An 11,818-nucleotide genomic window follows, 5' to 3' on the forward strand; every position below is an offset into this window, starting at 1 on the left:
GATCACAGAGTAAATGTATTTTCTAAAAAACCCAAACTCGGATTTCAATCGCCGAGTTTGGGTTTATCCAGAAATTCTAAAACCTCACTTTTATCCCTGCAAGAAAATTGGTGCCTGCTTGGGGATAGAAGAAATTTTCCGTAACCAATTCCCTTCCTGTCGTTCCTTCAAGTGGCAGGAAATAGCTGAATGTATAGCCATTTGGTTCATACATCCGGTTAAAGATATTGTTCACTAAAAGAGAAAATTCAAGATTTTTGACAAACCTTGGTCTCAAGGCATAATTGAATCTGAGGTCATTTGTCATGAAGGCGTTTAGCATCCTGCTTTCATTTTGGGTATTGTCCAAAAACTGATTCCCTACATATTTGCTGAGCAAGCTCACCTCAAAGTTTTTGAACGGCCTGAAATCTATGATGGCTGCACTGATGATATTGGGAGAAAAAGCGATATCGGTATTGGTGTGGACAATCACTTCCTGTCTGATATCCTCCACTGAATAATCGTCGATGTATTCGGTAAACTCTGCGATTTTGTTTCTGCTCAAAGTGAGGTTTCCGGCGATGGTCCACTTTGGCGAAATCCTGTAAGCAGCATCCAACTCAATCCCGGTGCGGAAAGAATTTGCGACATTTTCACGGATATAGGCCCCGACATCATTGAGTTGTCCGGTCAAAACCAATTGGTCTTTATATCTCATGTAAAAGAAGTTTGCATTATAGCTCAGATTTCCTTTTTGGGTCCGGATACCTGCTTCAATATTTTGAAGATTTTCATGCTTGGGAGAACGGTTCACTTGACTATTGGTAAAGTCATTTCTGACAGGTTCGCGGTTGGCAACAGCATAGGAAGCATACCAGGTTTCACCTTCACCTGTTTCATAGGAAAAGCCCAATTTGGGGTTGAAAAATCTGAACTGATAGTCTCCCTCAATGTCCCTCCTGTCATCATTGACGCCGACAAAGGAGTAGTCTATTCCCCGGAATTGCATATCGGCAAAAAGGAACAGTCCTTTTGAAGCTTCCAATGTAGCTTTTCCATAGAGGTTGACATCGTCTTTGATAGCGGTATTGTCATAGTACCGGTCACGAACCCGGGTATTTCCTGCTGTTCCCATCCAAATGATTTCTCCGAAATGGTCTCCGTCATAGCGGTTGGCACCACCGCCGAAAATCACATTCCATTTATCATCGTCGCTGACATAATTAAAAGAGAAAACCCCTCCAAAGAAGTCATTGTCCAACCACCTTCTGCGGATGATATCTGTTCTTGAAATAGTTTCGGATCCAATTTGTATCGGATCCAATCCATAATTGGAAAGTCTGTCATTATTCCTGAACTGCTCATAATAGCCTCTTCCGTAGGTATAATGCAGCCCACCATTTGCTTTCCAATTGCTCCCTAAAGCCCCGGTATATATCAGCTGGTAATGGTCCTGTTGGTAGTTGTCAGTTTGGTTGTCATAGGTGTAGGGATTGAAAGTCCTGTTGGTTTGGAGGAGGGATTCCGGAACGCCCTCCCAAGCTTGATAGGTCTGCTCTTTACCCGAAATGATGTTTAGCTTGAGGACATGATTTTCTCCATAATACCCGCCTGTCAAGAAATAGGATTTCAAATCAGAAAAGGCCCTGTCGATGAAACCGTCTGAAGTTATTTGAGACAATCTTGCATCAAATCCCCATCTGTTATTGATCAATCCGGTTCCGACTTTGACCATATGCCTTCGGGTGTTGAATGACCCAAAAGAATTGTCCACCTCCCCGTAGGCCTCTTTCTCATGACTGTCTGTTTGGATATTCATGCTTGCCCCAAAAGTAGCAGCTCCGTTGGTGGAAGTTCCTACACCGCGTTGGATCTGAATATTCTCGACAGATGAGGCAAAATCCGGTTTGTTTACCCAAAATACACCATGGGATTCGGCATCATTCAATGGAATCCCGTTGATGGTGACGTTGATCCTTGTTTGGTCTGAGCCTCTGATCCTCAATCCGGTATAGCCTACTCCCGCCCCTGCATCCGAAAAGCTGACTACAGAAGGAGTGAAGTTTAGCAAAACAGGGATATCCTGCCCGAGATTGAGCTTGGCAATGTCACTTTTGTCGATCATCTTGAAAGTAGTCGGCGTCCTTTCAGAGGCACGGGTGGCGTACACGATAAACTCCTCGGTGAGCAAGCTGCTTGGAGAAAGCACTACCTGAAGTTCTGTAGGATTTGGAAGGTTGATTTCCTGTGAAAAGGTCTCGAATCCTAAATAGGAGACCCTCAAGGTATATTTCCCATCAGGAATGTTCCTTATTTCAAAATTTCCGTTGAGATCGGAATTGGATCCTCTTCCTGTTCCCATGAGGACCACATTAGCGCCCAATAATCCTTCTCCTGAAATGCTTTTGACCACACCTCGGAGGCTTGATTGGGCAAAAGCAGACAAGGATACCAGCCAAATGGCCAGGATAAATACTGATTTTTTCATAGTTAATTTATTACATATTGCCGCAGCAACATTTGGTTAAACATCAGAAAATCAGGGGAGATTTTCTGTTTTGTGTTTACCCTTTGACCCAAATCAAAAAAATCGACATAGTGTATTGCATGCATACTTGGAAAGGAATTAACCTTCTCCAGACTTTAGTCCCTACGGTCAATGTTTTAATTCGAGTTACTCATTTCCCTTCGCCGGCACTACCCGGATCAGGTATTGTGGGTATGATCTCAGCCCGATTTGTTAAAGGCACCCCTAATGATCTTTAGGCAAATGTAATGGGAAATGCTTTGGATGCAAAAAAATCCAGAAGGAACCTTTTCGGTTTTTACTTCCCCACAATTTCCTGAAATGAAAAAAGCCATGGATTTGGTCCATGGCTAAGTATCTATTTCTTAAAACAAAAGCATGTTATTTTTAATAGCTATTTCCAAGATGTTTCAAATGATTCACATGCGATGCAAATGCCAATCTCATTTTGGGATGCTCTAGATAAGGAATGTTGTATTCCTGACAAGTCTCCTTGATGATTTTGCTGATGGCAGGATAGTGCACGTGGGAGATGTTTGGGAATAGGTGATGTTCAACCTGGAAATTCAATCCCCCAACCAACCAAGAAAGAATTTTATTGTCAGTAGCAAAGTTTGCAGTGGTCCTTAACTGATGCACAGCCCACTCATCCTCGAGTTTGTTGGCTTCAGTAGGCAAAGGAAATTCAGTTTCTTCCAAAGAATGCGCAAGTTGGAATACCACACTCAAGAAAACTCCTGTTGATACCCCAAAAACCAGGAATCCAACCAACCAAGGCATAAAACCCACCATATAAATCGGCAAAGCAATGAAAAGGAAGAGGTTGGTCAATTTGAATCCCCAAAATGACACATGGTCCTTCCAATTCATTTTTTGGATAGGTACAGAACCTACTCTTTTCTGGACATATTTTTTGTAATCAGTCACAAAAACCCAATAGAGGTACAACAAGGCATAGACGAACAAGAAGTAATGATGCTGGTATTTGTGGATTCTGAAGTGTTTCTGTGATGGGTTCAGCCTTAGGAAAGGTCTCGCATTCATGTCGTCATCGTGCTCGTCCACATTGGTGAAAGAATGGTGGGCTACGTTGTGTTTTGTTTTCCACATGAAAACATTGGCTCCAAGAAAATTGATGGTAACTCCGGCGAGTTCATTTACCCATTCTTTTTTGCTGAAGCTACCATGCGCACCATCATGCATCACATTGAATCCAATGGCGGAGGCCAAACCTCCAAGCAAGATTGCTTCGAGAAGTGCAATGGCCCAAAATGGGGTAAAGAAAACAAGATGGACATAAACTGCCACAAACATCACCACAAACAGGATGGCTTTGAAGTAGAGTGAACCGTTACCGGTTGGTTCTAAATTTTTTTCTGTAAAGTAATTTTTGATTCTTGACTTCAAATCGGCATGAAAGGAAGTTGCTGTGCTAAATCGAGGCGGACGCATATTCTATTAGGTATTAATGGTATTGCTTCTTGAAACGAACTAGGTGAATGTCTGCAAGTTATTCATAAAGGTAGTCAATTTAAACTAGCTTTTTTATTTTCATTGACAAATGGTCAATTGAAATGGAATTTTAACAACTTTTAAAAGGCAACGCCCAACTGCAAAGCAAACTCGAGTGAACTGGGATCATCATTTCCAAACCTGACCGGCATTGGCACTGTCACAAACCAACTGCTAAACTGGCCTGTTTTGATTGTTTTGCTGATTACGGGTGTAAAGCCATACCTTCCTGAAGATTCAAACGACAACAAGGCATTGAAGTTCCATCCTTTTGGATAGTGAAACTGAACACCGGGATTGAAAACCAGATTTGCCATTCTGCTTGATCCCTCGCTAAACTGGATTATTGGAACCAATTCAAAGATAAATCCGGCCTTGTTGTTTTTTCCCATCAGTACAAATCCCGACGGAAATCCTATCACGTAGCCATCACTAAAATTATTGCTGGTCTCCCCGCCACTGAATTTGACCAAGGGGTTGAGCACACTAAAGTAACCCGTCAATCTTGAAGGTTCGGTAGGATTGGGTTTGTCCTGTGAAAAAACTTGGGTGGAAAAAATCAATCCCAAGGCAAAGATCAATATGATGGTTTTTTTCATTTTGGATTTTTAAAGATATTGTTGAAAAAAAGAGTAGTTGCCCGTTAAATAAGGTTTTGTAACAGTTAATGTCTTCAAAACTATTCCATAAATTACCATATTATCCTGATAAAAATCATCCTTTGAAAAAATAATGTCTCACTCAATTTTTTGATTCTGACTCAAATCAATTTTTCTTGGATCAAGTCTATAGAAAGTTGCTTCCTTTCTTCCTCATTTCCGGAAACGAGAGCAAAATGTACCCCTGATTCATGAAGGATTTTTTGGTAAAGGTCAAAGAAATATTTCCTCATGGTCGGATCAGGATGCTCCCGCTGCGGGTCATCCTGCCAAGGAATATCGATGTCTGTAAAAAGGTATAAATCGTATTTGCGAGTCTTGATCTGATTTTCAATCCATGGATGGACCTTGGCGTATTTATGCTTACTCCAGACTTTAATCACATTCAGGTCGGTATCACATACCAAAAGCTCTTTGGATTTTAATGTCAACTCATTTTCAAGATCAACCTGGCCTTTGGCGATTCTAAGCAAATCATCATAGGTATAGGGTCGGCCCAGTTTTTCAAGGTATTCTCTTGCAAATTCGGGAACCCAAAGGCAGCCAAAATACCCTGCAAGGTTTTCAGCCAAGGTACTTTTTCCTGTGGATTCAGGACCGATGATGACCACTTTTTTAAGCATATTTTTTCCTTTCAACTTTGGCAGATTTGACCCAGGCAATCAAACCGAGGACAGCCAAAACAGTGAAAAACAAAAACTGAAAAGAGGTCAACATCAGTCCTTTGTAAAAATACAAAGGCACCGAAACTATGTCCGTGATGATCCAGGCAATCCAGTTTTCTACTTTTTTTTTGGCCATCAGCCACATGCCTACAAAGGCCGAAGCTGTGGTAAAGGAATCCCAAGCGGGCACATCGCTATCCGTGAGATTTGTCAAAACCAAAAAAAGTACTGCGTATGATCCGAAAAACAGTAACACGGATTGTATGATTCCGCTTCTGTTCAGCCAAGTGACGGGTAATTGTTCCTTGCCATCCGTAGGTCTGCTCCAGAGATACCAACCGTAGATCGACATGGCAAAGTAATAGGCATTGATCCCCATGTCTGCATACAGTTTATATTTCAGGCAGATATAGACATAGATGATCGTGCTGACCATGCCCGTGGGGAAAACAAGGATGTTTTTTTTGATGGAATAATACACACTCGCAATCCCAAAAAATACTGCAAAAGCCTCCAGCCAGGTCATCTGCGCGACTCCCTCCTTCATTCCTTCCCAAATCCATTGTAAATCCATAAAGCGAATTAAGGTATAAAAAGATAAAGAGACCAAGTAGTTTATTTCACCTCAGGAAATTTCTTGATCTCCAACAGGTTTTCTTTTGTCAAAAACTCCTGTGCTGCTTTTTGGATCCTTTCCTTGGTCATGGATTCAATGGCTTTTTGCCCGTCCAACAGTGCTTCCCAAGATAAATTGAAAGTTCTCACCGCAGAAAGCTGTCCAAGCCAATAGTTATTTCGCTTGAGATTTTCTTCCAATGATATCCTTCTTTTCTCCTTGACTTTGTTCAGGTCTTCGTCTGTCGGCCCGTTTTCCTGGATCTTTCTGACTTCTGCCCATGCTGCTTCGATGAGGTTGTCTACCATATCAGGACTGCAGGGAAAACCGATCGAAAAAGAAAAATTCCCCACCGGGAAGATTCCCATGCTCCCATTGGCACCTACCCCATACACTCCGCCTATTTGCTCGCGGAGGGATTCGATCAGCTTGATGGTCAGTATTTCTCCAAGGTAAATAAGATCCGCAGCTTTCTTTCGATCGTAATCCGTCTCCCCGGTGAAAAGCATGATGACTTGAGACTTTTCATCTGTGCCGACATGGATACTTTCAGACCTATCATTTGGCGTGCGGATCCCCAAATCCCTGTATGTATCAAGAGAATCAGGATTGGAAGGAAGGCTGCCGATATATTGTTCCAACAATGGTTTGAAAGTCTCCAAGTCAATATTGCCTGTGAAGAAAAACTCGAAATTTGCAGCATTGGAAAACCTTTCGGCATACATTTCCAAACCCCTGTCCAAGTCAATTTTATCCAAATCCTCAGGATCAAAAATCCCGGCAGCCCGGGGATGTCCATCTGCCAAAATTTTATTTACCTGCTTTGAAAACTGGTAATCAGGATTCGCCTGTGCACTTGCCAATTGGGTCTTTTGGTTGGTGATGTAGACCTCAAAGAGTTCTTGGTCTTTTCGCGGGGCGGTAAAATTCAAATGAATCAATTGCATGGCCGTTTCCATTTCCTTTGGTGAAAAGGAACCGGCTATATTCTGAGAATACAAACCAATATTTGGGGTGACGGAAACGGTTTTTCCTGCCAAAACTTTTCTTAGGTCCGATGGCGAAAAATCCCCGATTCCCATCACATTGATCAATACTCCGGCATAATTGGCCGTATAGTGGTCTTCTTCTCCATACAAAGAAACGCCCCCTTTTCCGGTGGCAGAAAACAGGATCTCGTCATTCTTAAAATCAGTGGATTTGACAAAAACCTTTACGCCATTGGAAAGCAGGATTTCATGGATGTCGATGGAAGCTACATGCTTGCTTTCTTTGATTTTCCCGGGCTGTGGCAGGTTTTGAATCAGCTTGTCAGCAAATAATTTTTCTTGGTAGGGTTCAATCTTCATTTGGTCTACTGCATCGAAAAGTGCCAAAACAGCTTCCTCCGACGGCAGGTTTTCCATTTCTGAATCCGGTGCTGTGATAACGATTACACGGTTTTCGTCCCTGACCAATTGCTTGGCAAGTGCATTGATTTCTTCCAGCGAGATATTTGGGATGATCTCTTTGTAAAACTCATATTTCCAAGCTTCCCCATCTGCAAAACCTCCCTCAAGAAAATGATTGACATAGCGGTTGACGATGGATCGGGATTCTGCTTTGTCCATTTCTTTGAAAGACCTCTCGGCATTGTTGAGTACGGCGCGCTTCACTCGGTCGAGTTCGGCTTGGGTAAATCCAAACTGTGCCACCCGCTCATTTTCTACAATCAGGGATTGGATGCCTGCTTCTATCTTTCCTGTGGCCACCACACCCGAAGCTGAAAAGTAATCGAGGTCACGGACAAAATTCCCATATCCTGTTCCTGCAAAAATGAAAGGCGCATCTGGCTTTTGACGGATTTCATCCAATCTTTGTGTCAGCATTCCTCCATAAAATGTGCGCAACAAAAAATTGCGGTAATCTTCTTTGGTTTGGGTTGGAAGGGCTTTATGCTTATAAAAGAGTTGGATTTGGATTCCCGGAGCTTCCTTGTCGGTCACGATACTGACGAAGGTCTCCTTGTGCTCGGGAACTTCAAAAAGCTTTCTTTCTTTAGGATCGGCAGGGTTTTCCAGTTTTCCAAAATATTCCAAAATCAAAGCTTCCAATTTTTCCGGAGCCACATCGCCGACAGCCACTACGGCCATGTTGTCTGGCCTGTACCAATCTCTGTAAAACCTTCTGATCGTTTCATATTCGAAATTTTGGACGATTTCCATTTTCCCGATTGGCAGTCTTTCTGCATAGCGACTCTCGTGGAAAATGACCGGAAAATATTGGTCGCGCATCCTTTGGGTATACCCCTGCCCCGTGCGCCACTCCTCGACGATGATGCTTCGCTCGCTGTCGATATCCTCCTCATTCATCAGAATTCCCCCTGCCCAATCACTCAAAACCAAAAAACCATTCCTCAGTGTTTCTTCATCATCAGATGGAATAGGCAGTATATATACCGTCTCATCAAATCCCGTGTAGGCATTCAGGTCCCCTCCAAATTGAATCCCAATCGATTGGAGGTAAGATACCAATTCATTTTTCTCAAAGTTCTTCGTTCCGTTGAAGGCCATGTGCTCGGTAAAATGTGCCAAGCCTAATTGGTCATCATCTTCCAGGATAGAGCCTGCATTGACTGCAAGCCGAAGCTCCACTTTGTTTTCAGGCTTTGGGTTTTGTTGGATGTAGTAGGTCAGGCCATTTTCTAGTTTCCCTACCTTCACTCTTGGATCGAGGGGTACTTTTTGGTCAAAGTTATTCTGTGCAAAAAGTGAGGAAAAGGGTAAAAAAAAGAATAAGAGTAACTGGTATATATTTTTGAACTTCATCTTTGATGTTGGATTTTTGGCTATTGGACTATAAATCAAGTCAAAATTTCGGGAAAATGTTTCATGAACTTAATAAGCACAGTGGCATTTTTAGGTTTTGTTCCATTTAATTTCTCTAATTTTAATTCCATGCAGGTTTTTACATTCCAAAAATCAACATTCACACAAATTTGAATTCATGAAACAAATCATTTTGGTAGGCATCGGCGGCGGCGTCGGGAGCATATTCCGATACCTGATCAAAGTATGGACGGCGAGATTTTCTGCAGAAATTCCTTTCGCTACTTTTTCAGCAAACATCATTGGTTGCCTCCTGATAGGTCTATTGATGGGTTATTTTGCCAAAAATGAACATATCCCAAGCCATTGGTCTTTGCTGTTGATCACCGGGTTTTGTGGTGGGTTTACGACATTTTCAACTTTCTCTTCTGAAAACCTGAATTTGCTTCAGGCAGGAAATTACATCACCGCTTTGACTTATATTCTTGGAAGCGTGGTTATTGGAATATTGGCTGTGTTTTTGGGATATGCAATTACAAGATGAGCATTTATTGATGGGATGCTCTTAAGGATAAAATGAGTCTCTTGGTAATTGGTGTTAATAATGACCGATGACGGATGACAGATGTTTGGTTTGGTACAAAAAATTCAGGTTCTAAGTCAGGTTTCTCATCAAGAAGCATTCAAATGAATATCATATTCATTAAAACAAAAGCCCTTCAATTGGTTTATTATCTAGAGAAAAAGAAACATGAAAAATATATTGATCACAGGTGGTTCGGGTTTGGTTGGGAAAAAAATCACCCAACTATTGGAATCGGAAGGTCTCGCTGTCGCCTGGCTAAGTAGGAATCCGAAGAAAAACACCCAAAAATCTTTTGCTTGGGACATAGATAAAAACACCATCGACAAGGCTGCCATCGAATGGGCGGATGGGATTATCCACCTTGCTGGAGAAGGAGTTGCCGAAAAAAGATGGACGGAGGAAAGAAAAAAAGCTATTTTGGAAAGCAGGACGCAATCTTCTGCCCTACTTTATGAAGCGATAAAAAACGCGAAAAATAAACCTGAAGCTTTTTTCTCTGCCTCGGCAGTCGGCTTTTACGGTTTTGATACAGGAGACAAAACTGTGGCTGAAAATGAAAAACCCGGGACTGATTTTCTTGCCGAGGTCGTGGTGGCTTGGGAAAATGAAGTAAAGAAAATAGAAGATTTGGGTTTAAGAACAGTTTTGCTTCGTATCGGCATTGTGCTTGACAAAGAAGGTGGGGCATTGAAAGAAATGATGAAACCCCCTATTGCCGCCCCACTCGGAAGCGGCAAGCAATGGATGAGTTGGATCGTAATCGATGACTTGGCAAGGATGTTTTCTTTTGCTGTCAAAAATGAAAAAATCTCAGGAACTTATAACGCTGTGGGGCCAAATCCCGCTACCAATGAGGAACTCACCAAAGCTGCTGCGAAGAATGCAGGCAAACCCTTTATCGGATTTGGTGTGCCCGGTTTTGGCTTAAAGCTGATCTTGGGAGAAATGGCCATGATGGTCTTGGGAGGCAACAAAGTCTCCTCTAAAAAAATCCAATCCGCAGGGTTTGAATTCAAATACCCCGAATTGGATGAGGCGATGAAGGGGGTTTTTGGGTGAGGAGGAATTTTAACTAAAAAAAGAAACTCTAAGGTCCGGATTATAAGTTTTTTGGCATCAAAAGATTTACTTACACAAGTTTCTCAATTACTTTCATTGGCAAAAACATTTTTCCACTATCTGAAAGCAGTTCAAATCCATAACTTGAATAAAAATTTACGGCTTTTTCATTGATAGGATCAACGACAACAGCAATTGCGCCAATACTCTCGTTGGATAAAACAAAGCTACGAAACAAGGCGTCTAAGAGCAGAAATTCTCCGAGCCCTGTACCTTTTTGAGAAATATCTCTTGCCAACCTTCCCAACAAAATAACAGGTGCATTGTAGCTTTTGGGAATTTGTTTGAGGTATTTTTCCGGTATTTGGTCTCTTCCAAGACCTTCACTTGTAAGTGTATAATACCCTAAAACCTTTCCTCCTTCATCGACAGAAACGAAACAAGTCGCAAGTCGCTTTCGAATATCTTGGCTAACTTGGTTTTTGATATAGTCAGTCAATGAAGCTTCCTCACAATTAAATTCCTGTCTATTGTGGGTTTTTTCTAATAATTCAATTCTCACAACAGCGCAGTTTGTGATTTATACTTATTGGCTGCGTCGATTAATTTTTGGTTCGGTTGGGGGTTTCCGAATACCGCATCAAAAAATTTCTCTTTATCCCTTTCACTAGCAATTATTGATTCATTTTTTGCAACAATTTCTTCTGCTTTTTCTTTGACTACTCTGACAATAAAGCTGCTAAATGACTTATCCCCACTAAGCTTTTGCGCTTTCATAAATACTTGCTTGTCTGAAGATGATAGACGAATTTCAATTCTTTCATCTTTATTGAGGGGAAATTGTGTTTCCATGATATCATCGTTTTTACAAATGTACGGTATTTAATCGTACAAATATGGAGTTTTTATAAATAAAAATGAATTCCTTTTTCTCTATCCTATTACCTACGCGCCGTTTTTCTCCCCATCAAAAACCAAAGTATCGTTCCAATAAATGGAAGAAAAATCACTATAAAAACCCATACAAGCTTGTCGTTATTGCCGCCAAACTTACTGCTGACTACATCATAAATGGTGAAGATGTAAATCGCCAATCCAAGTAACCCTAGTCCAAACATATTTTATCTGTTAAAGTATTTGCTGCGAGGACGTCCTCCTTTTTGATTTTTTGCAAGGCCAAAATAAACAAATGGCCCGATCGGATTGGCAAAAAGCAATACAATGATCCAGATCAATTTCATATTTGGATCTTTGAATTCTGACTTCACCACATCTACCAAAGCATAAAGCCAAAATGCGAAAAACAAAAGCCCGAAAATCATCATAACACCTGGAAAATTTAAAATAAACATCACCATAGTACATCATTTTTTTACCTCTTAAACGAAATTACTCATTTTTATGA

Annotated in this window: 12 protein-coding genes and 1 riboswitch; of the genes, 2 read left to right on the top strand and 10 right to left on the bottom strand. The window is 41.4% G+C overall.

Annotation, left to right across the window (positions count from 1 at the left end):
• Positions 1–76: 76 nt before the first annotated feature.
• The 6 genes from MMU07_RS08440 to MMU07_RS08465 form a co-directional block, all read right to left on the bottom strand.
• Complete coding sequence (locus MMU07_RS08440) at positions 77–2,470, bottom strand: TonB-dependent receptor (RefSeq protein ID WP_241125425.1); 2,394 nt, start codon at positions 2,468–2,470, stop codon at positions 77–79.
• A gap of 178 nt (positions 2,471–2,648) precedes the next feature.
• Positions 2,649–2,746: riboswitch (TPP riboswitch) on the bottom strand.
• Between the two features lie 150 nt (positions 2,747–2,896).
• Positions 2,897–3,961, bottom strand: a complete 1,065-nt coding sequence (locus MMU07_RS08445) for a fatty acid desaturase family protein (protein WP_241125426.1) — start codon at positions 3,959–3,961, stop codon at positions 2,897–2,899.
• A gap of 140 nt (positions 3,962–4,101) precedes the next feature.
• Positions 4,102–4,620: a hypothetical protein gene (locus tag MMU07_RS08450; protein ID WP_241125427.1), complete on the bottom strand. Its 519-nt coding sequence runs from the start codon at positions 4,618–4,620 to the stop codon at positions 4,102–4,104.
• Between the two features lie 161 nt (positions 4,621–4,781).
• Entirely contained in the window at positions 4,782–5,303 is a 522-nt protein-coding gene (locus MMU07_RS08455) for an AAA family ATPase (protein WP_241125428.1), read from the bottom strand.
• Positions 5,296–5,919 (bottom strand): nicotinamide riboside transporter PnuC, encoded by a 624-nt coding sequence (pnuC, locus tag MMU07_RS08460; protein WP_241125429.1) that lies wholly within the window; start codon positions 5,917–5,919, stop codon positions 5,296–5,298. The genes MMU07_RS08455 and pnuC overlap by 8 nt, the downstream gene beginning before the upstream one ends.
• A 41-nt stretch (positions 5,920–5,960) precedes the next feature.
• Entirely contained in the window at positions 5,961–8,768 is a 2,808-nt protein-coding gene (locus MMU07_RS08465; protein ID WP_241125430.1) for a M16 family metallopeptidase, read from the bottom strand.
• Between the two features lie 178 nt (positions 8,769–8,946).
• Between MMU07_RS08465 and crcB the strand changes: the two genes are divergently transcribed.
• Positions 8,947–9,312, top strand: a complete 366-nt coding sequence (gene crcB, locus MMU07_RS08470; RefSeq protein ID WP_241125431.1) for a fluoride efflux transporter CrcB — start codon at positions 8,947–8,949, stop codon at positions 9,310–9,312.
• A 207-nt stretch (positions 9,313–9,519) separates the two neighbouring features.
• Positions 9,520–10,413 carry a TIGR01777 family oxidoreductase gene (locus MMU07_RS08475; protein WP_241125432.1) on the top strand — a complete coding sequence of 298 codons (894 nt, stop codon included), beginning with the start codon at positions 9,520–9,522 and terminating at the stop codon, positions 10,411–10,413.
• A gap of 70 nt (positions 10,414–10,483) precedes the next feature.
• Here the strand turns inward: MMU07_RS08475 and MMU07_RS08480 are convergent, their stop codons facing one another.
• The 4 genes from MMU07_RS08480 to MMU07_RS08495 all read right to left on the bottom strand — a co-directional run bounded on the left by MMU07_RS08480 (position 10,484) and on the right by MMU07_RS08495 (position 11,738).
• Positions 10,484–10,975 carry a GNAT family N-acetyltransferase gene (locus MMU07_RS08480; RefSeq protein WP_241125433.1) on the bottom strand — a complete coding sequence of 164 codons (492 nt, stop codon included), beginning with the start codon at positions 10,973–10,975 and terminating at the stop codon, positions 10,484–10,486.
• Positions 10,972–11,265 carry a type II toxin-antitoxin system TacA family antitoxin gene (locus MMU07_RS08485; protein ID WP_241125434.1) on the bottom strand — a complete coding sequence of 98 codons (294 nt, stop codon included), beginning with the start codon at positions 11,263–11,265 and terminating at the stop codon, positions 10,972–10,974. The genes MMU07_RS08480 and MMU07_RS08485 overlap by 4 nt, the downstream gene beginning before the upstream one ends.
• Before the next feature lie 89 nt (positions 11,266–11,354).
• The gene (locus MMU07_RS08490; protein WP_241125435.1) at positions 11,355–11,531 is read right to left on the bottom strand and encodes a PLDc N-terminal domain-containing protein; all 177 of its coding nucleotides are present in this window, start codon (positions 11,529–11,531) and stop codon (positions 11,355–11,357) included.
• 3 nt (positions 11,532–11,534) lie between these two features.
• Complete coding sequence (locus MMU07_RS08495) at positions 11,535–11,738, bottom strand: PLDc N-terminal domain-containing protein (RefSeq protein WP_241125436.1); 204 nt, start codon at positions 11,736–11,738, stop codon at positions 11,535–11,537.
• Between the last annotated feature and the right edge of the window lie 80 nt (positions 11,739–11,818).

The organism is Cognataquiflexum nitidum, from assembly GCF_022538055.1.
GTDB lineage: Bacteria > Bacteroidota > Bacteroidia > Cytophagales > Cyclobacteriaceae > Cognataquiflexum > Cognataquiflexum nitidum.

What these genes read in the sequence shown, in the direction of transcription:
- MMU07_RS08440 (WP_241125425.1), bottom strand. Translation starts at nt 2,470, where the DNA reads ATGAAAAAATCAGTATTTATCCTGGCCATTTGGCTGGTATCCTTGTCT.
- MMU07_RS08445 (WP_241125426.1), bottom strand. Translation starts at nt 3,961, where the DNA reads ATGCGTCCGCCTCGATTTAGCACAGCAACTTCCTTTCATGCCGATTTG.
- MMU07_RS08450 (WP_241125427.1), bottom strand. Translation starts at nt 4,620, where the DNA reads ATGAAAAAAACCATCATATTGATCTTTGCCTTGGGATTGATTTTTTCC.
- MMU07_RS08455 (WP_241125428.1), bottom strand. Translation starts at nt 5,303, where the DNA reads ATGCTTAAAAAAGTGGTCATCATCGGTCCTGAATCCACAGGAAAAAGT.
- pnuC (WP_241125429.1), bottom strand. Translation starts at nt 5,919, where the DNA reads ATGGATTTACAATGGATTTGGGAAGGAATGAAGGAGGGAGTCGCGCAG.
- MMU07_RS08465 (WP_241125430.1), bottom strand. Translation starts at nt 8,768, where the DNA reads ATGAAGTTCAAAAATATATACCAGTTACTCTTATTCTTTTTTTTACCC.
- crcB (WP_241125431.1), top strand. Translation starts at nt 8,947, where the DNA reads ATGAAACAAATCATTTTGGTAGGCATCGGCGGCGGCGTCGGGAGCATA.
- MMU07_RS08475 (WP_241125432.1), top strand. Translation starts at nt 9,520, where the DNA reads ATGAAAAATATATTGATCACAGGTGGTTCGGGTTTGGTTGGGAAAAAA.
- MMU07_RS08485 (WP_241125434.1), bottom strand. Translation starts at nt 11,265, where the DNA reads ATGGAAACACAATTTCCCCTCAATAAAGATGAAAGAATTGAAATTCGT.
- MMU07_RS08490 (WP_241125435.1), bottom strand. Translation starts at nt 11,531, where the DNA reads ATGTTTGGACTAGGGTTACTTGGATTGGCGATTTACATCTTCACCATT.
- MMU07_RS08495 (WP_241125436.1), bottom strand. Translation starts at nt 11,738, where the DNA reads ATGATGATTTTCGGGCTTTTGTTTTTCGCATTTTGGCTTTATGCTTTG.